General features: G+C 72.7%; 19 protein-coding genes. 8 read left to right on the top strand and 11 right to left on the bottom strand.

The genetic code is table 11. The features are described from left to right. Position 1: 1 nt before the first annotated feature. Genes ACTWQF_RS14595 through rsmH form a run of 5 tightly spaced genes read right to left on the bottom strand, consistent with a single transcriptional unit; the run spans position 2 to position 6810 of the window. Entirely contained in the window at positions 2 to 1435 is a 1434-nt protein-coding gene (locus ACTWQF_RS14595; RefSeq protein ID WP_443279780.1) for a UDP-N-acetylmuramoyl-tripeptide--D-alanyl-D-alanine ligase, read from the bottom strand. Beyond that, a complete protein-coding gene (locus ACTWQF_RS14590) occupies positions 1432 to 3306 on the bottom strand; it encodes a UDP-N-acetylmuramoyl-L-alanyl-D-glutamate--2,6-diaminopimelate ligase (RefSeq protein WP_443279779.1) in 1875 nt (624 codons plus the stop codon). The genes ACTWQF_RS14595 and ACTWQF_RS14590 overlap by 4 nt, the downstream gene beginning before the upstream one ends. Positions 3307 to 3309: 3 nt before the next feature. Then, entirely contained in the window at positions 3310 to 5436 is a 2127-nt protein-coding gene (locus ACTWQF_RS14585) for a penicillin-binding transpeptidase domain-containing protein (RefSeq protein WP_443279778.1), read from the bottom strand. Next, positions 5433 to 5813, bottom strand: a complete 381-nt coding sequence (locus ACTWQF_RS14580; RefSeq protein ID WP_443279777.1) for a septum formation initiator family protein — start codon at positions 5811 to 5813, stop codon at positions 5433 to 5435. Before ACTWQF_RS14580 ends, ACTWQF_RS14585 begins: the two co-directional genes overlap by 4 nt. Positions 5814 to 5838: 25 nt before the next feature. Further along, entirely contained in the window at positions 5839 to 6810 is a 972-nt protein-coding gene (gene rsmH / locus ACTWQF_RS14575; protein WP_443279776.1) for a 16S rRNA (cytosine(1402)-N(4))-methyltransferase RsmH, read from the bottom strand. A gap of 416 nt (positions 6811 to 7226) precedes the next feature. Here rsmH and ACTWQF_RS14570 point away from each other — a divergent pair, with 416 nt between their 5' ends. From ACTWQF_RS14570 to ACTWQF_RS14555, 4 genes are all read left to right on the top strand, one after another. Then, positions 7227 to 7754 carry a beta-class carbonic anhydrase gene (locus ACTWQF_RS14570; protein ID WP_443279775.1) on the top strand — a complete coding sequence of 176 codons (528 nt, stop codon included), beginning with the start codon at positions 7227 to 7229 and terminating at the stop codon, positions 7752 to 7754. A gap of 186 nt (positions 7755 to 7940) precedes the next feature. Beyond that, positions 7941 to 9035 carry an AAA family ATPase gene (locus ACTWQF_RS14565; protein ID WP_443279774.1) on the top strand — a complete coding sequence of 365 codons (1095 nt, stop codon included), beginning with the start codon at positions 7941 to 7943 and terminating at the stop codon, positions 9033 to 9035. Then, a complete protein-coding gene (locus ACTWQF_RS14560) occupies positions 9035 to 10498 on the top strand; it encodes a DUF58 domain-containing protein (RefSeq protein WP_443279773.1) in 1464 nt (487 codons plus the stop codon). Before ACTWQF_RS14565 ends, ACTWQF_RS14560 begins: the two co-directional genes overlap by 1 nt. Continuing rightward, positions 10495 to 12885 carry a transglutaminase TgpA family protein gene (locus ACTWQF_RS14555; RefSeq protein ID WP_443279772.1) on the top strand — a complete coding sequence of 797 codons (2391 nt, stop codon included), beginning with the start codon at positions 10495 to 10497 and terminating at the stop codon, positions 12883 to 12885. Before ACTWQF_RS14560 ends, ACTWQF_RS14555 begins: the two co-directional genes overlap by 4 nt. A 243-nt stretch (positions 12886 to 13128) precedes the next feature. On the opposite strand, the gene ACTWQF_RS14550 is transcribed toward ACTWQF_RS14555, so the two are convergent. The 3 genes from ACTWQF_RS14550 to ACTWQF_RS14540 all read right to left on the bottom strand — a co-directional run bounded on the left by ACTWQF_RS14550 (position 13129) and on the right by ACTWQF_RS14540 (position 15375). Then, on the bottom strand, positions 13129 to 13545 hold the full coding sequence (locus ACTWQF_RS14550) for a DUF3040 domain-containing protein (protein ID WP_443279771.1): 417 nt from the start codon (positions 13543 to 13545) through the stop codon (positions 13129 to 13131). 281 nt (positions 13546 to 13826) lie between these two features. Continuing rightward, the gene (locus tag ACTWQF_RS14545; protein ID WP_443279770.1) at positions 13827 to 14594 is read right to left on the bottom strand and encodes a methyltransferase; all 768 of its coding nucleotides are present in this window, start codon (positions 14592 to 14594) and stop codon (positions 13827 to 13829) included. Positions 14595 to 14805: 211 nt separating this feature from the next. After that, positions 14806 to 15375 carry an SAV_6107 family HEPN domain-containing protein gene (locus ACTWQF_RS14540; RefSeq protein ID WP_443279769.1) on the bottom strand — a complete coding sequence of 190 codons (570 nt, stop codon included), beginning with the start codon at positions 15373 to 15375 and terminating at the stop codon, positions 14806 to 14808. 359 nt (positions 15376 to 15734) lie between these two features. On the opposite strand from ACTWQF_RS14540, the gene ACTWQF_RS14535 reads away from it, so the two are divergent. The 4 genes from ACTWQF_RS14535 (at position 15735) to ACTWQF_RS14520 (ending at position 21123) form a co-directional block, all read left to right on the top strand. Beyond that, the gene (locus ACTWQF_RS14535; RefSeq protein ID WP_443279768.1) at positions 15735 to 16571 is read left to right on the top strand and encodes an ATP-binding cassette domain-containing protein; all 837 of its coding nucleotides are present in this window, start codon (positions 15735 to 15737) and stop codon (positions 16569 to 16571) included. Then, on the top strand, positions 16543 to 18747 hold the full coding sequence (locus ACTWQF_RS14530; RefSeq protein ID WP_443279767.1) for a YhgE/Pip family protein: 2205 nt from the start codon (positions 16543 to 16545) through the stop codon (positions 18745 to 18747). Before ACTWQF_RS14535 ends, ACTWQF_RS14530 begins: the two co-directional genes overlap by 29 nt. 32 nt (positions 18748 to 18779) lie before the next feature. Beyond that, positions 18780 to 19409 (top strand): TetR/AcrR family transcriptional regulator, encoded by a 630-nt coding sequence (locus ACTWQF_RS14525; RefSeq protein WP_443279766.1) that lies wholly within the window; start codon positions 18780 to 18782, stop codon positions 19407 to 19409. A 283-nt stretch (positions 19410 to 19692) separates the two neighbouring features. Continuing rightward, positions 19693 to 21123: a phytoene desaturase family protein gene (locus tag ACTWQF_RS14520; protein WP_443279765.1), complete on the top strand. Its 1431-nt coding sequence runs from the start codon at positions 19693 to 19695 to the stop codon at positions 21121 to 21123. Between the two features lie 90 nt (positions 21124 to 21213). Here the strand turns inward: ACTWQF_RS14520 and ACTWQF_RS14515 are convergent, their stop codons facing one another. From ACTWQF_RS14515 to thiE, 3 genes are all read right to left on the bottom strand, one after another. Then, complete coding sequence (locus ACTWQF_RS14515; protein WP_443279764.1) at positions 21214 to 22239, bottom strand: hypothetical protein; 1026 nt, start codon at positions 22237 to 22239, stop codon at positions 21214 to 21216. 47 nt (positions 22240 to 22286) lie between these two features. Continuing rightward, complete coding sequence (gene metF, locus ACTWQF_RS14510; protein ID WP_443279763.1) at positions 22287 to 23228, bottom strand: methylenetetrahydrofolate reductase [NAD(P)H]; 942 nt, start codon at positions 23226 to 23228, stop codon at positions 22287 to 22289. Positions 23229 to 23360: 132 nt separating this feature from the next. Next, complete coding sequence (thiE, locus tag ACTWQF_RS14505; RefSeq protein ID WP_443279762.1) at positions 23361 to 24095, bottom strand: thiamine phosphate synthase; 735 nt, start codon at positions 24093 to 24095, stop codon at positions 23361 to 23363. Positions 24096 to 24188: the final 93 nt, after the last annotated feature.

Raw genomic sequence — 24188 nt, 5'->3', positions numbered from 1 at the left:
GTCATCGGGCGGAGCCCTCACCCTCCCTGGTCCCGTCCTCGAGGAGGGCGGCCGCAACCTTCTCCAGGCCCACCGACCGGGAAGCCTTCACCAGTACGACATCCCCCGCGCGCAGCTGACCGCGCAGCAGGTCGACGGCCGCCTCAGTGCCGGACACATGCACCGACTCCTCACCCCACGAACCCTCGTTCTTGGCACCCATGTCGAGCCAGGCGGCCTCCCGGCCTCCGACTGCCACGAGCTTGCTGACGTTGAGCCGGACGGCGAGCCGTCCGATCGCGTCGTGCTCGGCGAGCGCTTCGTCGCCGAGCTCGGCCATCTCGCCCAGCACCGCCCAGGTCCGGCCCCCCCGGGCCTTCGCCGCCTCCCCCATGGCCGACAGCGCACGGAGCGCGGCCCGCATGGAGTCGGGGTTGGCGTTGTAGGCGTCGTTGACGACCATGACGCCGTCGGCGCGCTCGGTGACCTCCATCCGCCAACGGGAGAGCGTGCTCGCGGAGGAGAGCGCGTCGGCGATGTCCCCAGCGGGCATGCCCAGTTGGTGGGCGACGGCCGCCGCGGCGAGCGCGTTCGACACGTGATGCTCACCGTACAGGCGCATGGTCACATCGCCGCACCCGGTAGGTGTGTGAAGGGTGAAAGCTGGTGTGCCGCGTTCCGTCAAACGCACGTTATCGGCCCGTACGTCCGATTCCGGGTCCTCGCCGAAGAACAGCACCCTGGCCTCGGTACGCGCGGCCATGGCGCGGACGTACGGGTCGTCGGCGTTGAGTACCGCCACTCCCCCGTCGTCCGCCGCCGGCAGCGTCTCCACCAGTTCGCCCTTGGCCTGCGCGATCTGCTCACGGCCGCCGAACTCGCCGATGTGCGCCGTGCCGACGTTGAGGACGACACCGATCCGCGGCGGTGTCAGCTCGGTGAGGTAGCGGATGTGGCCGATGCCGCGGGCGCCCATCTCCAGCACCAGGTGCCGGGTGGTCTCGTCGGCGCGGAGGGCCGTCAGGGGCAGGCCGATCTCGTTGTTCTGCGAGCCTTCCGGCCACACCGTGGGGCCCAGCCGTCCCAGCAGCTGGGCGATGAGGTCCTTGGTGCTGGTCTTGCCGCTGGACCCGGTCAGCGCCACGACCTGGGTGCCGAGCTTTCGCACGGTGTGCCGGGCCAGGGCGCCCAGGGCGCGGGGGACGTCGTCGACGACGATCGCCGGGGCGCCGACGGGACGGGTGGCGAGCACGGCGACGGCACCGGAGGCGACGGCGGAGGCGGCGAAATCGTGGCCGTCGGCACGCTCACCGGCGAACGCCGCGAAGAGCGTGCCGGGGCCCGCCTCCCGGGAGTCGATCACCACCGGCCCGGTGATCCGCGCTTCCGGGTCGGTTATGTCGTGCTGCCGTCCGCCGGTGAGGGCGGCGATCTCTGCGAGGGAGAGGGGGATCATCGGTTCTGGTTGTCTGTCCGGTGATTCGTGGAGAGGGGGGCGGAAGAGCTGGAGGAGCAGGAGGGAGACGAAGGGGCGGGTGCCGCCGGTGCGGCGGCCGCGGAGGAAGCCTGGGGGTGCGTGTTGCCGGCCGCGGGGTGCTCGGCGGCCCGGGCGCGGATGGCGTCGTACAGGACCTGGACGTCGTCGAAGGGGCGCACCACGCCGGCGATGTCCTGGCCCTGCTCGTGGCCCTTGCCCAGGACGAGGACGGTGTCGCCGGGTTCGGCGCGGGCGACGGCGGCCCGGATGGCGGCGGCCCGGTCCTCCTCCAGGAGCACGGTGCCGCGCTCATGGGTCGGGACCTCGGCGGCGCCGCCGAGCATGGTGGCGAGGATCGCGAGGGGGTCCTCGGAGCGCGGGTTGTCCGAGGTGAGCACCGCCGTGTCGGACAGTCGGGCGAGCGCGGCGCCCATGGCGGGGCGCTTGTGCGGGTCGCGGTCGCCGCCGCAGCCCAGGACCGCGTGCACGGAGCCCTCGGTGACCTTGCGGACGGCGTAGAGCACGGACTCCACGGCGTCCGGTTTGTGCGCGTAGTCGACGATGGCGAGGTAGTCCTGCCCCGCGTCCACCCGCTGCAGCCGACCGGGGACGCCGGGGACCGCGCCGATGCCCTCGGCCGCCGTGTCCGGGTCGAGGCCGGCGGCGACCAGCGCGGTGAGCGCGGCCAGCGCGTTGGCGACGTTGAAGGGCCCGGCGATCGGAGCGCTGGCGAGCACTTCCCGGCCGCCGGGTCCCACGGCCGTGAACGTCGAGCCCAGCGGGCCGACCTCCACGTCCTCGGCTCGCCAGTCCGCGTCGGGGTGGCCCTCGGCGGAGAAGCTGGTGACGGGGAAACCTTCTTCCGTCAGCTCGCCCAGCAGCCGGAAGCCGTACTCGTCATCGAAGTTGACCACTGCGGCCCGCGAGCGCTCCGGGGTGAAGAGCTGCCGCTTGGCCTGGAAGTAGTCCTCCATGTCGGGGTGGAAGTCGAGGTGTTCGGGGCTGAGGTTGTTGAACACCGCGACGTCGAAGACACAGCCGTCGACCCGGCCGAGGACCAGTGCGTGGCTGGAGACCTCCATCGTCACCGAGCTGACGCCGCGCTCGCGCATCACCGCGAAGAGCGCCTGGAGGTCGGTGGCTTCCGGCGTGGTCCGCTCGGACTTGATCCGCTCGTCACCGATCCGCGACTCGACGGTGCCGATCAGCCCGGTCAGCCCCCCGTCCTTCTCCGCGGCCTTCCGCAGCCCGCCGTCCACCAGATAGGCGGTCGTCGTCTTGCCGGAGGTGCCGGTGATGCCGATCTGGAGCAGGTCCTCGCCGGGGGTCCCGTAAATGGTGGCGGCCAGCTGTCCCATCCGGCCGCGCGGGTCGGGCACGGTCAGCACCGGCAGCCCGGTGGCCGCGGCGCGCTCCGTGCCGCCCGGGTCGGTCAGTACGGCGACGGCGCCCAGGCTCTGCGCCTGCTCCACGAAGTCCGCACCGTGCAGCCGGGCGCCGGGCAGCGCGGCGTAGATGTCGCCGGGGCGCACGGCACGCGAGTCGTGGGTGATCCCGGTGACGGACGCCGCGGTGTCCCGTCCGGCATCGCCTTCCGGTGCACCGGTGGAGCCGGACGCCGGAGCGCCGGGCTCGTCGGCATCCAGCAGTCGGGCCAGCTCCGCGAGCGGGACGGGTACGACCCGCGCGGGGCGGGGCGGCCCGGGGAAGGACTCGGTGGAGGTCTGATCAGCTTGTGGCACGGCGGTGAGCGTACCGGGCGGGACGGTCGCGCCGCGAAGCGAGGGGCGTGGCGGCGCTGATCCCGCGGGGTTGTACGCGCTGTCAGTGATCGTTCTCACGTGGTGCATGGCTCAGCCGTTCCGGCCCTTGCCCGCGAGCACGGGGAGCCGCGCGGGCTTGGCCCCGGTCGGGGGGATCTGGAGGCTCTTGAGGGAGAACTTCATGACCTTCTTGTAGACGGGACCGCATACGTCGCTGCCGAAGTAGCTGCCCTTCTTCGGGTTCTGGACAGCGCAGTAGACGGTGATCCGCGGCTTGTCGGCGGGCGCGAACCCGGCGAAGGAGGCGGTGTAGCCGTGGTAACGCCCGGTCTTCGGATCCACCCGGTTGGCCGTACCGGTCTTACCCGCGACGCGGTAGCCGGGGATCTTGGCCGTGGTTCCGGTGCCCTCCATGTCGGCCACCACGGACTCCAGCATCCTGGCGAGAGTCCTGGCGGTCTTCTCGCTGACGACCCGGCGCTTCTCCGGCGGCTTCGCGGGCTCGTAGCGCCCGTCGGGGCCCGTGGTGCCGCGTACGACCGTGGGTTCGATCCGCTCGCCGCCGTTGGCGATGGTGGAGTAGATGGAGACGGCCTGGACGGCGTTGAGGGAGAGGCCCTGGCCGAAGGGGATCGTGTACTGCTGGGAGGCGCTCCACTTGCCGGGATCGGCCAGCAGGCCGTCCGTCTCGCCGGGGAAGCCCAGCCCGGTGGGCCGGCCGATGCCGAACTTCCGCAGATAGCTGTGGAGGACCTGGTTGGCCTGCCGCTGGGTCTTGCCGAGCTGCTCGGTGGCGAGGATGGTGCCGATGTTGCTGGACTTGGCCAGGACACCGTTGAGGGTCAGGTGCCAGGTGGGGTGGTCGATGTCGTCGGCGAAGGCGCGGTCGGCACGCTTGAGCCGGTTCGGGACGGTGACGGCCGTGGTGGGGGTGGCCTTGCCCTCCTCCAGAACGGCGGCCATCGACATGACCTTGCTGGTGGAGCCGGGCTCGTAGGCGTCCTGGACCGCGGGGTTGCCGAAGGAGTCCACCTTCGCGCTGCGGAGGTCGTTCGGGTCGAACCCGGGCGCGCTTGCCATGCCGAGCAGCTGGCCGGTCCTGGTGTCCTGGACGATGACGTAGCCGCTGTCGGCGTGCGACTTGGCCACCTGGTCGGAGATGGCGCGCTGCGCGGACCACTGAATGTCCCGGTCCAGCGTGAGCTCTATGTCGGAGCCCGGCCTGGCCACCTGCTCACGGACTCCCGCCGTGGGGACCTGGCGACCGCCGGACTGGGCGTAGGTGATCTTGCCGTTCTCGCCCACCAGCTTGTCGTTCAGCATCGCCTCCAGCCCGGCACCGCCCTTGCCGTCGGAGCTGACGAAGCCGAGCACGCCTGCGGCCAGGTCCTTGTTCGGGTAGACGCGCTTGGCGTGCTTCTCCTGGTAGATCCCGGCCAGCACATTGGGATTCTCGCCCTTGGGCGCCCCGCTCGCCTCGGTGGCGAGCCGTGCCTTGAGTTTCTTGATCTTCCGCCAGGTCTGCGGGGTCTGCTGGCGGGCGAGCAGCACATAGCGGGTGCCCGGCCGGGAGAGCTTCCCGGCCAGCTCCGCGCGGTCCTTGCCCAGCAGGGGGGCCAGGAGCTTGGCGGCCCGCTCGGGGGCGTCCTTGATCTTCGTCTGCTTGGGGCTGAACAGATACGGGTCGGCGGTGATGTCGTAGGCGTCCACGGTGCTCGCCAGCGCGGAGCCGTCCCGGGCCGTGATGGCGCCGCGCTCGGCGGCGAGCGGGACGGTGATGTAGCGGTTGACCGCGGCCTTGTCCGCGAACGCGCTCGCATCGATGGCCTGCACCTGGAGCAGCCGAACGGTGAAGGCCAGGATGACCAGCGTCAGCCCGACGGCGATCAGCCGCAGCCGGGGCCGCGGGTTCACCAGCCGCAGCGGCGCCGACCCGCCGCTCTGCGGGGGACGCCCCCCGCCACCACGCCGCGCCGCCGGCGGCCGGGCGCCCTTGGACGTCGTGCGGGCGGACGTACCCGATGTCGTACGGGACGTCGTACGGGAGGAGAGGGCGGCCGGGCGGCCGGGGTGGGGGAGGCGGCGCGGGGTGTCCTCCTGGCCGCGCTCGGCGCTGCGGCGCTGGTCCGGCGCCTGGCGAGGGGTCCGGCCCTGGTCCGGCGCCCGGCGGGGGGTCTGGCGGGCGCCGCGGCCCGGCTCGCGGGGGCGCTCGGTCACGGGCCCTCCTGCTCGGTGTCCCCGGCGGACGCGCTGTCCGGGTTGCCGCGCACGGTGCCGTCCGGGTTGAGGAAGACGGGGTTGCCGCTGGGGACCAGGCCCTGCTCGCGGGCGCGCTTGGCCAGCTGGTCGGGGGCCGAGTAGCCGTCCACCTCCTGCTGGAGGGCCTGCTGCTGGTCCGTCAGTTCCTCGGTCTCCTTCTCCAGCCGGTCCAGCTGGAAGGAGCCTTTGTTGAGGGAGGCGTTCAGCAGCAGCAGAGCCAGCAGCCCGCTGCCCAGCAGCAGGACGACCAGCAGGACGAACGGGGCGCGTGCCGCCGGGGTGTTCCCGACGGGCATCAGTCTGGCCAGCCGCGCGATGCGCTGCTGTGCGGTCATGTCGCCTCCCTCGTGCAGCGGGCGGTCATGTCGCCTCCCTGATGCGCTGGACGGCCCGCAGTCTGGCCGGTGCGGCTCGGCGGTTCTCGGCGATCTCCTCGTCGGTGGGCAGCTCGGCGCCGCGGGTCAGCAGCCGCAGCCGGGGCTGGTACTGCTCGGGTACGACCGGCAGCCCGGGCGGGGCCGAGTTGCGGGAACCGGTGGCGAACAGCTGCTTGACCAGCCGGTCCTCCAGCGAGTGGTACGCGAGGACCACCATCCGGCCGCCGACGGCGAGCAGGTCCAGCGCGTCGGGCAACGCCCGCTCCAGCACCGCCAGCTCCCCGTTGACCTCGATGCGCAGCGCCTGGAAGGTCCGTTTGGCCGGATTGCCGCCGGTGCGCTTGGCGGCCTGCGGCAGGGCTTCGCGGATCACCTCGACCAGCCGGGCGCTGCGGGTGAACGGTTCCTTCGCGCGTTCCCTGACGATGGCCTCGACGATTCGGCGGGCCTGCTTCTCCTCGCCGTAGGAGCGCAGGATGCGCACCAGATCGCCGGGCGGATAGGTGTTGAGCACCTCGGCGGCGCTGAGCCCCTTCGTCTGGTCCATGCGCATGTCCAGCGGGGCGTCCTGCGCGTAGGCGAAGCCGCGGTCGGCCTCGTCCAGCTGGAGCGAGGAGACGCCGAGGTCGAACAGGATCCCCTGGACGCGGGGGACGTCCAGCCGGGCCAGCACCTGCGGCAGCTCGTCGTAGACGGCGTGCACCAGGGTGGCGCGGTCCGCGTAGGGGGCCAGCCGCTCGCCCGCGAGTTCGAGCGCGGCAGTGTCCCGGTCCAGGCCGATGAGGCGGGCCGAGGGGAAGGTGGCCAGCAGCGCCTCGCTGTGGCCGCCGAGGCCGAGGGTGCAGTCGACGACGGTCGCTCCGGGCTCGGCGAGGGCGGGGGCGAGCAGGTCCAGGGTGCGCCGGAGCATCACCGGGTTGTGGAGTTCGCCGACGGGCCGCTCGTTGGTGGTCACTGTGCCCTCTCAGATCTGGCGGGCACCGTGCACATGCTCCTTGGTCCCCGCCCGCTCGAAGGGGAGCGGCCACCCGCGCCGAACGGGCGCCGGAAGCCGGGAGCGGGAGGAGGCCGAGCCGCACGTGCGCGCCCGCACACGCGAGGGGAATCGGGGTCCTTGGGGAGCGTTCGTCGCCTCCCACTTCGCGTCACTTTAGTCCACTCGTCCCCTCGGTCAACTACGGGACCAGGCGCGTCCACCTTCGGGATCAGGCCCATCCTGACAGCGGCTGACACCTGCTTCGTGACCGCGATGTGCGCCGGACGAGGGAGACGGGTGGGGGCCCTGTGGGTTACCTCACACCACGGTGAGCCGCCCGTTTTCGCCACTCTACGGACAGGCCGCCCGCCGCAGGAGCGTCTAACGTCGTACACATGTCGATATCCGCGCCCCGGCCCCAGCCCGCACCGTCCGTGATCGACGAGCTCGTCGCAGCGAACCTGGATTACGCGCACGAGTTCAGCGACCCCGGGATGGACGCCCGCCCGGTCCGCAAAGTGGCCGTTGTCGCCTGCATGGACGCCCGCCTGGACCTGCACGCCGCGCTCGGCCTGGAGCTCGGCGACTGTCACACCATCCGCAACGCGGGCGGCGTCGTCACCGACGACATCATCCGCTCCCTCACCATCAGCCAGCGCGCGCTGGGCACCCGTTCCGTGGTGCTCATCCACCACACCGGCTGCGGACTGCTCAACCTCACCGAAGATTTCCGGCACGAGCTGGAACTGGAAGTGGGCCAGCGGCCGTCCTGGGCTGTCGAGTCCTTCAAGGACCTGGACCAGGACGTGCGTCAGTCGATCGAGCGCGTACGGACCTCACCGTTCCTGCCCTACCGGGACGATGTACGCGGCTTCGTCTTCGACGTGACGACGGGTCTGCTGCGCGAGATCGCCCCGGCCTGAGCCCGGACCGAGCCGGTCCGGCTCTTGGGGGGCCGCTGCCCGGAACACCCGGGAGAGTGACGGGAGGCCCTGTCGCCGTGAAGAATACGCAACAGCGCACATTGCAGGGCCCGGTGGAGCGGACGCGGGGGCGTACGCGGCGGGCACGTACGAACGGGCAAACGGGGATGGGGCCGAGGAGGGCCGGTGACGACCTATGACGAGCGGGCGAACCTGAGCGATCTGAGCGCCACGGCGGGCGAGGTGCGCCGCTGTGTCGAGTCGGTGATCGAGGGAAAACCCGAAGTCGTCCGGCTTTCGCTGACGGTGCTGCTGGCGGAGGGGCACCTGCTGATCGAGGACGTGCCCGGCGTCGGCAAGACGATGCTCGCCAAGGCGCTGGCCAAGGCCATCGACTGCTCGGTACGCCGCATCCAGTTCACGCCCGATCTGCTGCCCTCCGACATCACCGGGGTCAGCGTCTACGACCAGCAGCGCAAGGACTTCGAGTTCAAGCCCGGCGCCGTCTTCGCACAGATCGTGATCGGCGACGAGATCAACCGCGCCTCCCCCAAGACCCAGTCCGCACTGCTGGAGTCCATGGAGGAGCGCCAGGTCACCATCGACGGGCAGACCTACGAGCTGCCCGATCCGTTCATGGTGGTCGCCACCCAGAACCCGGTGGAGATGGAGGGCACCTACCCGCTGCCCGAGGCGCAGCGGGACCGGTTCATGGTGCGCGTCTCCATCGGCTATCCGAGCCCGGCCGCCGAGCTGGAGATGCTCGATGTGCACGGCGGCGCCTCCCCGCTGGACGACCTCCAGCCGGTGGCGCACGCGCACGACATAGCCAAGCTGATCGAGACCGTACGGGGCGTGCACGTCTCGGACGCGGTACGGCGGTACGCGGTCGAGCTGGTGGCCGCCACCCGGGCGCACGCCGATCTGCGGCTGGGGGCCTCGCCGCGCGCGACACTGCATCTGCTGCGGGCCTCCAAGGCGTCGGCGGCGCTGGCCGGGCGCGAGTTCGCGCTGCCCGACGATGTGCAGTCGCTGGCGGTGCCGGTGCTGGCGCACCGCCTGCTGCCCACCGCGCAGGCGCAGTTGAACCGCCGTACGGCCGAGCAGGTGGTGACCGAGATCCTGGGGCGGGTGCCCGTGCCCGCCGTCGGCCCCGGCCCCGCCGCACCCGGAACGGCACCGGGCGGGCCCGGCATGCCGGGTCCCTACGGGCAACCCCAGCCACCCGGACAGCAGCCCCCGCCGGGTCGGCCGCACACCGGGCAGCCGCGGGGCTACTGATGGCCTACGGACCGGCCCCCAGCGCACCGCCGGCCCCCGGCGCGGAGCCGCACGGCGGTACGGGGCCGTACGGCGCCGGGCCCTATGGCGATGCGGGAGCGGCCGGTGGTCCGGGCGGTTCGGGCGGCGGCGCGGAGGGCGGCCGGGGCCGGGAGGAGAGCCGGGGTTCGCTGCGGCTGGCGTTCGGCGGGCTCACCACCCGCGGCCGCTCGTTCCTGGCGGCCGGTGTGGCGGCGGCGCTGTGCGCGTACGTGCTGGGCCAGGACGAACTGCTGCGCGTTGGCGCGCTGCTGGCGGTACTGCCGCTGGTGTGCGTACTTGTGCTGCACCGCACCCGCTACCGCGTGGCGGGCTACCGCAGGCTGTCGCCCTCCCGGGTGCCGGCCCGCTCGGAGGCCCGCGTGCATCTGCGGATCGACAACGTCTCGCGGCTGCCAACCGGGCTGCTGATGCTCCAGGACCGGGTCCCCTACGTGCTCGGCCCGCGCCCCCGGTTCGTACTGGACAGGGTGGAGCCGGGCGGGCGGCGCGAGGTCTCCTACCGGGTCCGCTCCGACCTGCGCGGACGCTATCCGCTGGGCCCCCTCCAGCTGCGGCTGACGGACCCGTTCGGGATGTGCGAGCTGACCCGCTCCTTCAGTACGTACGACACCCTCACCGTCGTACCGCCCATCGAGGCGCTGCCGCCCGCGCGGCCGGCCGGTGAGACCACCGGTTACGGCGAGGGGCGGCAGCGCGCCCTGGCGCTGTCCGGGGACGACGATGTGATCCCGCGCGGCTACCGGCACGGCGACGACCTGCGGCGGGTGCACTGGCGGTCGACGGCGCGCTACGGCGAGCTGATGGTGCGCCGCGAGGAGCAGCCACAGCAGGCCCGCTGCACCGTACTGCTGGACACCCGCCGCGCCGCCTACCCCGGCTCGGGGCCCGATTCCCCCTTCGAGTGGGCGGTCGCGGCTGCCGCCTCCGTCTGTATGCATCTGCTGGAGCGGGGCTATTCCGTACGGCTGCTGACCGACACCGGGGCCGCCGCGCCGGGGCCGGAGAGCGGGGGCTTCCTCTCGGAGACCTCGGACACGGCGGGGCTGCTCCTGGACACCCTCGCCGTCGTCGAACACTCGTACGAACAAGGGCTGTCCGGCGCCTATGACGCGCTGCGCGGCGGAACGACGGGGCACGAGGGACTGCTGGTCGCCTTCCTTGGAGCACTGGACGAGGAACAGGCACTCACGGTCGGCCGGATGCGGCAGCGCTCCAACCGCGCCGTGGCCTTCCTCGCGGTGCCCACCGGAGCCCAGCACGCGGGTGGCGCCGCGCCGCCGGCCACACCCCGGACCGAGGAAGCGACGGAGCGCGCACTGCGCGAGGCCGGGTGGAGCGCACTGCCCGGCGGGCCCGGAACGCCGCTGGCCACGCTGTGGCAAGAGGCCGACAACGCCGGTATGAGGGGGCTGGAACGATGAGCGGAAGGGGACGGCTCGCAATCTGCGCCGCGCTGGCGACCCTGGCCGCGTCCTGTGCGCTGCTGCCGCTGGTGGACCCGGCGACCTGGCTGCTCCAGGCCGCACTGCTGACAGCCGTACAGACCGGGGTGGGAGCGGCCACCCGCCGGGTGCCGCTGGCCCGGCCGGTGACCGTGCTGACGCAGGCCGTCATCTCCCTGCTGCTGCTCACCGTCGTCTTCGCGCGGGAGCACGCACCGGCCGGTTTCCTGCCCAGCCCGGCGGGGCTCGCACACTTCGGCACGCTGTTCGACCAGGGCATCCAGGACGTGAGCCGGTACGCGATACCGGCGCCCCTCACCGACGGCATCCGGCTGATGCTCGTCGGCGGCGTGCTCGTCATCGGACTGCTGGTGGACACGGTCGCCGTGACGTACCGCAGCGCAGCGCCCGCCGGGCTGCCGCTGCTGGCCCTGTACTCGGTGGCCGCCGGGCTCTCCCAGGGTGGCGCCCGCTGGCTGTGGTTCCTGTGCGCCGCGGGCGGCTATCTGCTGCTCCTGCTGGCGGAGGGGCGCGAGCGGCTGTCGCAGTGGGGCCGCGTCTTCGCCGACCGCTCACGACCGGGCGCGGCACCGCATCAGCCCGGCAGCGTCGGCGGCCCCGCCATGGCGCCGGTACGCACCGGGCGGCGGATCGGCGTGCTGGCGCTGGGCATCTCGCTGGTGGTGCCTGCCGCGCTGCCCTCACTGAGCGGCGGACTGCTCGACAACGTGGGCACCGGTGGCGGGGGCGGCGGCAACAAGGGCGGCGGCACGGTCTCCGCCGTCAACCCGGTCGTCGCCCTCAAGAACAGCCTCAACCAGCCGCAGAACCGCACCGCACTCGTCTACTCGACGGACAGCGACGAGAAGGACCTCTACCTGCGGATCGTCGCGCTCGACAAGTTCGACGGCGCCCAGTGGAAGCCTTCCGAACGGCGCATCGGCGAGATCCCGGACCCGCTGCCCAGCCCACGGGGCCTGGGCCCTGACGTACGGACCCGCACGGTCAGCAGCACCATCCAGGCCAGCGACGCGTACGCACAGGACTGGCTGCCGATGCCGTACCCCGCGAGCCGGGTGCAGGTCGACGGCAAATGGCGCTTCGAGCCCGAGGGCCGCACCCTCGTCGGCTATGACAAGCAGACCACCCGCGGCCTCCGCTACAGCGTCGACAGCCTCCGCGTGCAGCCCACCGCCGGGCAGCTGCGGAACGCCCCTGCACCGCCGCCGGCCCTGAAACGCGAGTACACGGCCGTCCCGGACTCGCTGCCGGCCGTCGTACCGAAGACCGCACGCAAGGTCACCCGCGGCGCGAAGGACGACTACGACCGCGCCGTGCTGCTCCAGGACTGGTTCGCCGGCAAGGGCGGCTTCACCTACGACACCGAGGTGGCAGCCGGCACCGGCGCCAACGCCATCGCCGACTTCCTGAAGCAGAAGGAGGGCTTCTGCGTCCACTTCTCCTTCGCCATGGCCTCCATGGCCCGCACCCTGGGCATCCCGGCCCGGGTCGCGGTCGGCTTCACCCCGGGCACGGCGCGCGGCGACGGCAAGATGGAGGTCGGCTTCCAGGACGCGCACGCCTGGCCCGAGCTGTACTTCGAAGGTGTGGGCTGGACCCGTTTCGAACCCACCCCCACCCGGGGCACCACCCCGCCCTACGCCCAGCCGGACTCGCCGGACACCGACCAGAACCCCAGCGAGGAACTGCCCGACCGCAGCCAGGACGACCAGCCCTCGGCCGGCCCGTCGCCCTCGGAGGAATGCTCCGCGCAGGAGAAGCAGTCCGATCCCGAGTGCGGGGCCGCGGCACCGCTCCCCCGCTCGGGAAGCCCCGACGAGGGCCCGCCCCTGGGCACCATCGCCGCTTTCGGCTCCGCCGGGCTGGCCGTGCTGGGGTTGCTGCTGCTCCCGATGCTGTTGCGGACGCGGAGACGCTCCCGGCGGCTACGCGCCCCGGGCGCCGGCAGCCCGGAGGCCGTACTGGTCGCCTGGCAGGAGCTCATCGACACCGGGTGGGACTACGGAATCCTCCCCGAGGACTCCGCCACCCCGCGCACGGCCGCCGCGCGGCTGGCCCGGATCGGGCAGCTCGGGCCTGACGACGCCGAGGCGGTGCAACGGGTCGCACTCGCGGTGGAGCAGGTGCTGTATGCACCCGTTCCGCGGGCGACCGCCGGGATCGCGGACGAGGTCCACCGCATCCGCGCCGGGCTCCGCGCCGCGGCTCCCCGCACCGTGCGGATCCGCGCCCTGCTCCTGCCGCCCTCGACGGCCCGGCTCCTGTGGTCCGCCTCCCGTCGGATCAGGGCCCTCCGAGCCCGCTGGACCCGAGCCCTGAGCCGCCGCCCCCGCCTCGCCAAGTAACTCTTGCCGGGTGGGCCCTTTCGGCCGCCGAACGCAAGTCAGCCGCCGGAACGCAAACAGCCCGGCGGTGCCGGACCCACCTCTACCGAGGAGTCCGGCACCGCCGGGCTGCTGCGTTGTGGCTGATCAGCGCTGCGGTGGAAAGGAGGCCGCCGCTGCGGTGGAAAAGGAGGCCCCTTTTGCCGCCCCCTCACCCCCGGTGGAGGGGCGGCAAAAGGGGCGGGGGGACGGATATGTGCGGCGTCAGTGGTGGCCGTGGCCCTCGTCGCGGCGGCGCTGCCACCGCTCCTCGATGCGGGCCATCATCGACTTGCGGCTCCGTGGCTGCTGCCGGCGACCGGATCCTGACCCCTGCGAGGGCTGGCCCTGGGCCTGCCCTTCGCCCTGCTTGGGGGCCTTTCGCCATCCTGTCACCGCGAGGACCGCGCAGCCCAGCATCACCAGGAAGCCCACGACGCTGACCCAGATCTGCTGAGCGACCATTCCGGCCATGAGGAGCGCGATACCCACCAGAAAGCCCGCAACCGCTTGGTAGACCCGCTTGCGGGTGTACCGGCGCAGCTCACTTCCCTCGAGCGCTGTCGCGAACTTGGGATCTTCGGCGTACAGCGCTCGCTCCATCTGCTCGAGCATCCGCTGCTCGTGCTCAGAGAGCGGCACGGAGTCCTCCTACTCGTCGGTCGCGGGGGCGACCGGATGCGACTCTTTCAGGATAGGCAGGGAATCGCCCCCGTGAAACCCGCCCCTCTACGCCAATTCCTCCCACCACACCCGATATAACGGACGGGGTGCCCACGGCGTGTTCCGTTCATTCCCGCACCACCTTTCCGCCATGCCGGACGGTGTGCCTCGATCATACGGCGCGTAGCGGTTGATCGGGCGGTCGCGAAGAGAGCCCCGTAGAGACCCGTTCAAAGCCCCCCGCGCAGCGCGGGTGCTCCTCAGCGGCCGGCGACCCGGGACGGGACCTCGGCGAGCACGTGCAGCTGGCTGGCGACCGACTGGAAGTCGGGCAGCTCGGCGGCGGCCGCCTCCAGCCTGGCGAGGGCCTCCAGCGCGTCCGGCTCGGTGTCCACGAGCGCGCCGGGCACCAGGTCGGCGAAGACCCGTACACCGTGGACGGAGATCACCTCCAGCCCGGTGCTGGTCACCAGCGCGGTGAGCTGCTCGGGGGTGAAGCGGCGGGGCATGGGGTCGTTCTCGCCCCAGCGTCCGCCGGGCGAGGTGAGGGCGTGCCGGGCCTCCGTGAAGTGTCCGGCCAGCGCCCGCGCCAGCACGGCTCCACCCAGCCCCGAGGCCAGCACACTGAGGGTGCCGCCTCCCTCACGCAGCGCGGCGACGGCGTTGCCGAGGCCCTCGGCGGGGTCGTCGACGTACTCCAGGACGCCGTGGCAGAGCACCACATCGGAGGCGCCGCGCTCGGCCACGTCGAAGAGGCCCCGCACATCGCCCTGGACGCCGCGTACCCGGTCGGCCACGCCTGCCTCGGCGGCGCGGCGCTCCAGCGCGAAGAGGGCGTCGGGGCTGGGGTCGACGACGGTGACGCGGTGGCCGAGCCGGGCGACGGGCACGGCGAAGTTGCCGGTGCCGCCTCCGGTGTCGAGCACCTCGAGCTCGGCGCGGTCCGCCAGTTTGGCGCGCTGGTCGAGGGCTCCCCTGAGGACGTCCCAGACCACTGCGGTCCGGAGGGTTGCGCTGGGGCGGGACATGCGGTGCTCCTCGGCTCAGGGACGGGCGGGTTCCACCCTATTGCCTCCGGCCGTGGCCCGCGGATCTCGGCCCTCGCTGTTCCGGTGAGGGGGTGCCCCTGTCCGTCATCCGCGGGCTGCGGCCGCTCCCCCAAGCTCTTCGAGCAGGGAGGTACCCCCATGGCTTGGCGCGCAGTTCCCCGCGCCCCTTCGGGGCGCGTCTCCCTGTGGCTCATCCCGCTCGCCGGTCCCAGGACGGGGAGGGGGGTTCGTCGGTGGCGGCCGTGCGGGGGCGGGGCAGGGCGGGTTGGGTGATCAGCATGCGTTCCACGAGGCGGAGGAACATCCCGGCGTAGTGGACCAGATCGTCGGCGTCCCGCCAGCTCGCGGCGCCGGCTATGCCGGCTTCGGCGCGGGCGCGGCGGGCGGCGCCGGAGGCGAAGAGGGCTGCCCACTCGGCGAGTTCGGGGGCGACCTCGGGCAGCACCTCCCAGGCGCTGCGGATGGCAGGGCGGCGCACCCGGCGGGGGCCGGATCCCCGCTTGCGGGCCGGCTCGAGCTCCGGCCTGCCGCGGACGGCGAGGACGGCGGCGGCTGTGCGCAGCGCGGCGAGGTGGGCCGTGGCGTACCGCTCGTTGGCGGTCTCCATGGCGATCGCCTCGTCCAGGCCGTGCTGGGCCTGGGCGAGCAGGTCGAGCGCGGCGGGCGGGGCGGTGGCCCTGCGGAGCACGGGGTGGATGTCGTGGGGGTCGCGAGTGGTGTCGGGGTGGCTGGTGGGCGGCGCTGTCGGCTGCGGGGGCACGGGGCGCGCTCCCGGAGAAGGTCGCATCACGTGAATCAACCTCCCGTCGGTTGATGCCGGTTCGAGAACCGGTCGTATGGGCACATCGTGCCGCATGCCACTGACAATCCATGCTGACCTGCGCAAACGCCGCGCGGGGCGACGAGGAGCGGGAGGCGATCGGCGGAGAACGGCCGCCGGTTGGCGTGCGGGCCACTGTCTGCGGCATACTTTGAACTGACCAGTCAGTTCAAAAAGCGCCGTGCCCGGCACCGGGGACCGGGCACGGCGCGCACCAGAGCGGGAGCGGGACTGCGATCGACTGCTGACGCGGCCGACAGACCCGGCACTGCGGTACGCGACATGGAGCGGGAGGGGCTGTGGCACAGCTGCGGGGAGCCGCCGTATCGGCGGAGGACTTCGGGCTCGACGGGCCGCGCGGCCCGGTCTTCGGCGGGGTGGGCTTCAGCGCGGAGGCAGGCTCACTGATCGCGGTGACCGGCCCGTCGGGTTCGGGCCGCACCTGCCTGCTGCTGGCGCTGACCGGCCGGATGAAGGCGAGCCGCGGCCACGCCGAGGTGGCCGGGCACCCGCTGCCCAAGCGGCTCGCGGCCGTACGCCGGATCAGCGCGCTGGGCCCGGTACCCGGCGTCAACGACCTGGACCCGGCGCTGACCGTCACCGAGCAGCTGCGCGAGCGGGTGCTGCTCCAGCGGCGGTTCGACAGCCCGCTGCGTGCGCTGCTGCGCCCCCGCAAGGAGCGGGCCGCGGCGAGCCGGGCGCGGCTGGAGGCGGCCCTTGGGACCGCGGGCCTCGATCTGGACGCCCTGCCCAGGGGCGGGCGCACGGCCGTACGGGATCTGGACCGGCCGGCGGAGCTGCGGCTGTCGGTGGCGCTGGCGCTGCTGGGCGAACCGCGGCTGCTGGCTGTCGACGACGTGGATCTGAAGCTGTCGGAGAGCGAACGCGAGGCCGTCTGGGGGCTGTTGCGGGCGGTGGCGGAGCAGGGCACCACCGTGCTCGCGGTGTGCAGCGAGCCGCCGGCCGAGGGCGCGGTGGTGGTCCGTACCGAGCAGGCCCGCGCGGTCGACGGCCGCAACACGCCCAGGACCGAGGCGGGTGCCGCCGGAGGGTCCGGCGACGCGCAGGACGACGGGGACGACGACGGGGAGAAGGAGGGGGCGGACGATGCGCTCGCCGAGGCTAGCCGCGCTTGAGCTGAAGCGGTTCGGCAGGGGACGGCTGCCACGGGCCGCGATGGCCGCGATGCTGCTGCTTCCGCTGCTGTACGGCGCGCTGTACCTGTGGTCGTTCTGGGACCCGTACGACCGTCTGGACAAGGTGCCGGTGGCGCTGGTGAACGAGGATCAAGGCGCCACCGTCAAGGGCGAGAAGCTGAGCGCGGGCGACGACATCGTCAAGGGCCTGCACGACAGCGACTCGTTCGACTGGCACGAGACCAGTGCGGCGGACGCGCGCAAGGGGGTCGAGGACGGGCGGTACTACCTGTCGCTGACGGTGCCCGCCGACTTCAGCAAGCGGGTTTCCTCCAGTTCGGGCGACTCCCCCGAGACGGGCGCGCTCAAGGTGCGCACCAACGACGCGAACAACTACATCGTCGGACAGATATCCCGCACCGTCTTCTCCGAGGTTCGCGCCAGCGCCTCCAGCAAGGTGTCGCGCGGCTTCTTCGACAAGATCTACGTCTCCTTCTCCACTCTGCACGGCAAGACGGCGAAGGCCGCCAAGGGCGCCGACGACCTGGGCGAGGGCATCGGCAAGGCGAAGAAGGGTGCGGGCAAGCTGAAGAACGGGCTCGGCGACGCGGAGGACGGCAGCGGCCGGCTCAAGAGCGGCACAGCCGAACTGCACAAGGGCTCCGGGAGCCTGAAGACGGGCGCGGGCCAGGTCGCCGAGGGCACCCAGAAGCTGGCCGACAAGGTGAACGGCGCCGCCGGCAAGGTGCGGCCGTTCCTCAACGCGCACAGCGGTGACATCGGCAAGGCCGCACGCGGGGTCGCCCGTACCAGCAAGACCCTCAAGCAGAACCTCGGCAAGCTGCCGGGCGCCGCACAGCGCGCGCAGACCGACTCACGCGCGGCCGCCGACGCGCTCTCGAAGCTGTACGAGGCGCGCTGCGGCAAGGGCGCCCCGGGCCCGGTTGCTCCGGGCGAGCCCAGCCCGGACGTAACCCCTCCAGGTGGTGACGGCGGTACGCAGCTGCCCGGAGGGGGTGACGCCTCGCCCAAGGCACCGCAGCCCTCCCGCTCCGCCCTCCCGCCCGGCTCCTGCCCGCAGTTGAAGAAGGCCGTGGGCGCGGCCGAGCGGTCGGCGCGGGTCGCCGCGAAGGTCAACGGGTACGTCAAGAACGAGAAGAACCTCGACGAGCTGGGCCGTAACCTCGGCGACCTCAACCGGGCGGCGAACGACGTCGCCAAGCGGGCCCCGCACCTCCAGCAGGACGTGGACAGCGCCGTACGGCAGATCAACAAGCTCAACAAGGGCGCCCACAAGGTCGAAAAGGGCGCCGGGAAGCTGCACTCCGGGCTCGGCACGGCAGAGACCGGAGCCGCCGCGCTCGACACCGGCCTGGGCAAGCTCTCCAGCGGTGCCGCCTCGCTCGACGGCGGCCTGTTCAAGCTGGCCGACGGCTCGGGAAAGCTGGCCGGCGGCCTGCACGACGGCGCCGAGCAGATCCCGGACTACGACAAGAAGCAGCGCGACGACCGTACGGGCGTGATGGCCGACCCGGTCGACCTCGCCTCGCACAAGGCCCACACGGCGCCCAACTACGGCACCGGCTTCGCGCCGTACTTCATCCCGCTCTCCCTCTGGGTCGGCGCGATGATCGCCTACATGCTGCTCCAGCCGCTCAACAAACGGGCGTTGGCGGCGGGCGCCCCGGCCTGGCGGATCGCGCTGGCGGGCTGGCTGCCGGTGGCCGCGATCGGGGTGGCGCAGGTGGCCGCGCTGATGAGCGTGCTGCACTGGGGGCTGGGCCTGCAGATGGCCCGCGGCCTGGCGACGGTGGGCTTCCTTGCGCTGGTGACGGCGTGCTTCACGGCCGTCGTCCAGTTCCTCAACGCGCGCTTCGGGCCCGCGGGCCGGATCCTCGTCCTGGCGATGCTGATGCTCCAGCTGACCTCGGCGGGAGGTACGTACCCGATCCAGACCAGCCCCGGCTTCTTCAACGCGCTCCACCCGTTCCTGCCCATGAGTTACGTGGTGGAGGGGCTGCGGCATCTGATCACCGGCGGGGAGCTGTGGCCGGTGTGGCGGGCTTGCCTGGTGCTGCTGGCCTTCACGGCGGGCGCCCTCGCGCTGACGGCCGTCACCGCGCGCCGTAAGCAGGTGTGGACGCTGGACCGGCTGCGTCCGGAGATCTCGTTGTGAGGGCAGGGTCGTTCCGAGAGGAGAATGGCCGCATGACGAGTGCCCGCACCACCACGCCACGCAGCCGCAGCGCCACCAGGGACAAGCTCTTCCAGGCGGCGGTCACCCTCATCGCCGAACAGGGGTTCTCCTCCACCACCGTTGAGGAGATCGCCGAACGGGCGGGGGTGGCCAAGGGCACGGTCTACTACAACTTCGCCAGCAAGACCGAGCTGTTCGAGGAACTGCTACGGCACGGGGTGGAGTTGCTCACCGCCGGTCTGCGGCAGGCGGCGGAGGAGACGGCGGGCCGGGGCGGCAGCCGAGTGGACGCGCTCGATGCGATGGTCCGCGCGGGGTTGCAGTTCATCGACCACTACCCCGCCTTCACCCAGCTCTACGTCGCCGAACTGTGGCGCACCGGGCGCGCCTGGAACGACACCCTGCTGATGGTGCGTAAGGAAGCGGTCGCCGTGGTGGAGGGCGTACTGCGCGCCGGCGTCGCGGAGGGAGAGCTCAGCGAGGAGATCGACATCCAGCTCACCGCCGCCGCGCTGGTGGGGATGGTGCTGGTGGCCGCGCTGGACTGGAAGGCGTTCCAGCCGGAGCGTTCGATCGAGGACGTGCACGGGGCGCTGTCCCTGCTGCTCCAGGGGCGCGTCGCCGGGAGCCGGCCCCGCTGACCACGGAACCGGCCCCCTGTGCGGGACGGCCCCCCTCTGCGCGGGGCCGCCCCACTGTGCGGGGGGTGGCTTCCGGAAGGGCGCCGAGCACCGTTCCGCGGCCCCGTGTCAGCGGTGCGGCCCCCTGCCCTTCCGTCGGGCCTCACTCTGCCGTCCGCACGGATGAGCGCCCATCCGTGCGGGTACTCAAGATCTCGCCTGAGTACGGGTACCTATTCCGTCCGGTAGGGGGTCCCCCTGGCCGCCGCGGGCGCCGGACAAGCTGGTCGGTAAGGTCGGGGGCATGGTGCGGGTTGTGGTGGTCGGGGCGGGGATGGGCGGGATGGCGGCGGCGGCGCGGCTGGCCGTCGCGGGGCACGAGGTCGCGGTGTACGAGCGGAGCGGGACGTACGGGGGCGCCGTACGGCAGTACGCGCGCGAGGGCTTCACCTTCGACACCGGGCCGGGGCTGCTGCATCTGCCGGCCGTCTACCGGGACCTGTTCGTCAAGACCGGCCGCGAGCAGCTGGAGGACCGGGTGGAGCTGGTCCAGGTGCCGGTCACCGCCCGCCATGTGTTCGCCGACGGCGGCGGTGCCGTATCGCTGCCCAACGCCTCCCGGGGCAAGGTGATCTCCGCTCTGGACGAGGCGCTGGGCACAGGCGCGGGCGAGCGCTGGGCCGGGATGCTGACCCGGGCCCGCGAGGCGTGGGAGGCCACGCGCCGCCCGCTGTTGGAGGAGCCGCTGCGCGACGAGCCCTCGTCGCGGGGCACGCTCAGCCGGGACGGCGCCTATCCGGCGCTGCGGAAGAGGGGCCTGCTTCACCGGCGTACGCCGACGCTGGCCGAGGCCGCGCAGGACGAACTGCGCGATCCACGGCTGGCTGCGATGCTGCGCGGCTGCGTCTGGGCGCACGGCCTGGACCCGGCGTCGGCTCCGGCGAGCGCCGCCGTACTCGCCTACATCGAGGACACCTTCGGCACCTGGTACGTACGCGGCGGCATGCGTGCCCTCGCCGACGCGCTCTACGAGCGGTGCCTGGAGCGGCGGGTGGCCTTCCACTTCGACAGCGCCGTGACCGGCGTACGGGAGAAGGACGGGCGGGCGGCCGGGGTGGACCTGGCCGACGGCTCGGTGGCCGACGCGGACGTGGTGGTCGCCGGCGGCGGTCCCGCCGCGCCCGGTGGTGAGGGCGGTACGGAACAGGGCACGGCCCGGTTCGCCGTGCTGCTCGCGCTGCGGGGCGCCCGCCCCGAAGGCACGGCGCACCGCACGCTGGTGCACCGCGCCGAGGCGCCGGGGCAGCCGGTGACGGTGCTGCGGCCGGACGATCCGGCGCTGCGCCCGGACGACGCGCACGAGACGGCGGTGCTCACGCTGCCGGTGGCTCCGGGCTCCGCTGCCGACGCCGCTGCGGCAGCGCGGCTCGTCGAACAGCTGCTGGCGGCGACGGACGCGGCGGGGCTGGGGCTGAGCGAGCGGCTGCTGTGGCACGAGGTGCGCACTCCCGCCGACAACGAGGCGGAGACCGGCGCTCCGGGCGGCCGGGTGCCGCCGCCCGCGCTGCCCGGCGCCCGCGGCGCCTTCCTGTACCCCGCCAACCAGACCCGGCTGCCCGGGCTCTACACGGCGGGCGGCTGGTCCCATCCGGGGGGCGGCCTGCCTGCGGCGGGCATGAGCGGCGCCATGGTGGCGGGGCTGGTGCAGGACCCGGAGTGGCGCGGCTCGGTCTGAGCTCGCGCCCCGCCTTGTAGCGGCCGGTCTGTTCCCGGACCCCACCTGCCTGGCTCGGCGCGCTCCCCGCCCCCGCCTGTCCCGGCGAACTCAGTACTGGCCGCTGCCGTAATAGTCCTGCGGATACTGCGGCGCCTGCTGCGGATACGGCTGCGGCTGCGGCTGGGCGGCCGGGTCGTCGCCGTACTGGTCGCCGTACTCGTTCCCGTAGCCGTACGGGGCGGGCGGCTCGGCCGGGGGCAGCGGTGCGCCGGCGTCCCGCTGCTGGGGGACCCAGACACCGCCGGGGGGCGTCTCGGGCACATCGGGGTAGTACGGCTGCTGGGGCGGCGGCGCCGGGTAGCCGTGCTCTTCGCCGTAACCGCTGTAGCCGCCGTACGGGTCGGCGTAGTCCTGGTAGGCGGGGTAGCTCTGGTACTCGGCGGATTCCACGGCCCCGGAGGGGTCCGCGTATCCGGCGTACTGACCGGCGTACTGCTCGCCGGTCCCGTCCCCGTAGGCGAACGCCTGGGTCTGGTCCGGCGCGGGACCGGGTGCCGATGCCGGCATGGGGCCCGGGGACTGGCCGAAGACCGAGGTCTCTTCCTCGTAGCCGTCGGTGCCGCCGTACGTGGGGTAGCCGGCGTAGGCGTATTCGGTACCGGTTCCGCTTCCCGCCCCGAACTGGGCGGCGGGCTCGGGCTGTCCGTAGTCCTGCTGGCCGTAACCCTGCTGACCGTAGTCGTCGACCGGGTCCGGCATGGGCATCGCGCCGGGGGCCGGGGGGATGCCGGGGCCGTAGGTCTGGAGGTCGGAGACCTGGAGCGAGGGGGTCTCCGGGCCGGGCGCGGCGCCTGTCCGGCGGCGCCTGCTGGAGCCGGGGCCACCGCCGAGCGACCACCCGGCGGTGAACCCGCTCCGCACGGAGAGGGTGACGAAGGTCTGGCCGACGGCGAAGGCCGCGATGCCGACGCCGATCACGATGATCGACGGCAGCACGGTGCCCACCACCACGCCCAGGAAACCGGTGAAGGCCAGCGCCCGCCAGCGCAGCCGGGCCTTGTACTGGAGCAGGACCTCGCCCAGCAGCCACAGCGCAACAACGCCGAACGCGATATAGAGGACCGTCCAGCCCATCTACGCCCCTCTTCCCGCTCCCGCCGCCCCATGGGCGGATCCGTGGCTCAAGCCCCCTTGCGAAGGCCCAGGTTAGCCCTCTCCCGAAGGCCGAGATTCTGGTGGATCTCCAGCGTCGCCGTGGAGTGGTTGAGCGTGATGAAGTGCAGCCCCGGGACGCCTTCGGCCATCAGCCTCGCACACAAGTCTGTGGCGTACTCGATTCCGACCGAGCGTACCGCTGCCGGATCGTCCTGGACCGCGTGGAGGCGCTCGATCATCTCGGTCGGCAGGGTGGCGTTGCTCAGCTGCGCGAACCGCTCGAGTTGCTTCACGTTCGTGACGGGCATGATCTCCGGGATGATGGGCGTGTGACAGCCTGCCGCGGCGACCTTGTCGCGCAGCCGCAGATAGTCCTCGGCCCGGAAGAACATCTGGGTGATCGCGTAATCGGCACCGGCTTTGCACTTGTTCACGAAGTGCCGGACGTCGCTTTCCCAGTCGGTGGAGCGCGGGTGCATCTCGGGAAAGGCCGCCACGCCGACGCAGAAGTCGCCGGACTCCTTGATCAGCTCGACGAGTTCGGAGGCGTAGTTGATCCCGTTGGGGTGCTTGACCCACTCCCCCAGCGGGTCGCCGGGCGGGTCGCCGCGCAGCGCGAGCACGTTGCGGATGCCCGCGTCCGCGTACTGCCCGATGACGTTGCGCAGCTCGGCCCGCGAGTGGTTGACGGCGGTGAGGTGCGCGACCGGGGTCAGTGTGGTCTCGGTGGCGATGCGCTCGGTGTTGCGGACCGTGCCCTCACGCGAGGAGCCACCCGCGCCGTAGGTGACGGACACGAAGGTCGGGGACACCGCCTCGATGCGCCGCAGCGCGTCCCACAGGGTCCGCTCTCCCTTCTCGGTCTTCGGCGCGAAGAATTCGAAGGAGAAGGACTGCTCTCCGCTCGCGAGCAGATCACGCACAGTCGGCGGACGGTCTGTCCTGGGAGCTGAGATACCGATGGCCATGGATGCAGGCTAGCGGCCTGACCTGTAGAGCGGCTCGACGCTGACACGTTAAGGGATGATCTGTCCGGTTCCCGGATGGCCGATGTCCACCTGTTGGACAGGCGGCCACCCCGTGCTACAGGAACGGCCGGCTCACTGCACGGAGAGGTACGGATCGCCCTCGGCCGCCTCCCGCAGCCGCTCCGCCAGCGAGGCGGCTGCAGCCCCCGGGTCGTCGGCCCGGGTGAGCGCCCGGACCACCACCACCCGGCGGGCCCCGGCCTCCAGCACCTGGTCCAGGTTGTCCGCGTCGATCCCCCCGATGGCGAACCACGGCCGTGCCGCCGGATTCGCGACGGTACGGGCGGCGGTGTGACGGACGAGATCCAGCCCCGGTGCGGGGCGGCCCGGCTTTGTCGGCGTCGGCCAGCACGGACCGGTGCAGAAGTAGTCGACGCCGGGCTCGGCCAGCGCCGCGTCCGCCTCGGCCGCGGAGTGGGTGGAGCGGCCGATCAGCACCTCCTCGCCGAGCAGCGCGCGGGCGGCGGGGACCGGCAGATCACCCTGGCCGAGGTGGAGCACATCGGAGCCGGCGGCGTGGGCCACGTCCGCGCGGTCGTTGACGGCGAGCAGCGCTCCGTGCCGGCGGCAGGCGTCGGCGAAGACGGCCAGCTGAGCCAGTTCCTCCGCGGCCTCCATGCCCTTGTCGCGCAGCTGGACGACATCCACACCGTTCGCCAGTACCGCGTCCAGGAACTCGGGCAGGTCGCCCTGCTCCTTCCGGGCGTCGGTGCACAGATACAGCCGTGCGCCGGCGAGCCGCTTCCGCGCTTCGGCAGACGGGGCGGAGCCGGTGGACGCGGCGGACGGGGCGGTGCTGCGGGACATGGTGCGGTGGTTCCCCCCATGAGGGGGTGCGTGGACCCGCGAGCGGGCCCACGCACCCGGTGGTGTCGTGTTCTTCAGCGGTGGTTCTTCTGC

Origin of the sequence: Streptomyces sp. 8N114, assembly GCF_052245835.1 — a bacterium.
GTDB lineage: Bacteria > Actinomycetota > Actinomycetes > Streptomycetales > Streptomycetaceae > Streptomyces.
This window is presented reverse-complemented; position numbering and strand designations above follow the sequence as displayed.

Excerpts from the sequence above, each read along its gene's own strand:
- ACTWQF_RS14595 (WP_443279780.1), bottom strand. The coding sequence starts at position 1,435 with ATGATCCCCCTCTCCCTCGCAGAGATCGCCGCCCTCACCGGCGGACGG.
- ACTWQF_RS14590 (WP_443279779.1), bottom strand. The coding sequence starts at position 3,306 with ATGCACCACGTGAGAACGATCACTGACAGCGCGTACAACCCCGCGGGA.
- ACTWQF_RS14580 (WP_443279777.1), bottom strand. The coding sequence starts at position 5,813 with ATGACCGCACAGCAGCGCATCGCGCGGCTGGCCAGACTGATGCCCGTC.
- ACTWQF_RS14570 (WP_443279775.1), top strand. The coding sequence starts at position 7,227 with ATGTCGATATCCGCGCCCCGGCCCCAGCCCGCACCGTCCGTGATCGAC.
- ACTWQF_RS14560 (WP_443279773.1), top strand. The coding sequence starts at position 9,035 with ATGGCCTACGGACCGGCCCCCAGCGCACCGCCGGCCCCCGGCGCGGAG.
- ACTWQF_RS14555 (WP_443279772.1), top strand. The coding sequence starts at position 10,495 with ATGAGCGGAAGGGGACGGCTCGCAATCTGCGCCGCGCTGGCGACCCTG.
- ACTWQF_RS14545 (WP_443279770.1), bottom strand. The coding sequence starts at position 14,594 with ATGTCCCGCCCCAGCGCAACCCTCCGGACCGCAGTGGTCTGGGACGTC.
- ACTWQF_RS14530 (WP_443279767.1), top strand. The coding sequence starts at position 16,543 with ATGCGCTCGCCGAGGCTAGCCGCGCTTGAGCTGAAGCGGTTCGGCAGG.
- ACTWQF_RS14525 (WP_443279766.1), top strand. The coding sequence starts at position 18,780 with ATGACGAGTGCCCGCACCACCACGCCACGCAGCCGCAGCGCCACCAGG.
- ACTWQF_RS14520 (WP_443279765.1), top strand. The coding sequence starts at position 19,693 with ATGGTGCGGGTTGTGGTGGTCGGGGCGGGGATGGGCGGGATGGCGGCG.
- ACTWQF_RS14515 (WP_443279764.1), bottom strand. The coding sequence starts at position 22,239 with ATGGGCTGGACGGTCCTCTATATCGCGTTCGGCGTTGTTGCGCTGTGG.
- metF (WP_443279763.1), bottom strand. The coding sequence starts at position 23,228 with ATGGCCATCGGTATCTCAGCTCCCAGGACAGACCGTCCGCCGACTGTG.
- thiE (WP_443279762.1), bottom strand. The coding sequence starts at position 24,095 with ATGTCCCGCAGCACCGCCCCGTCCGCCGCGTCCACCGGCTCCGCCCCG.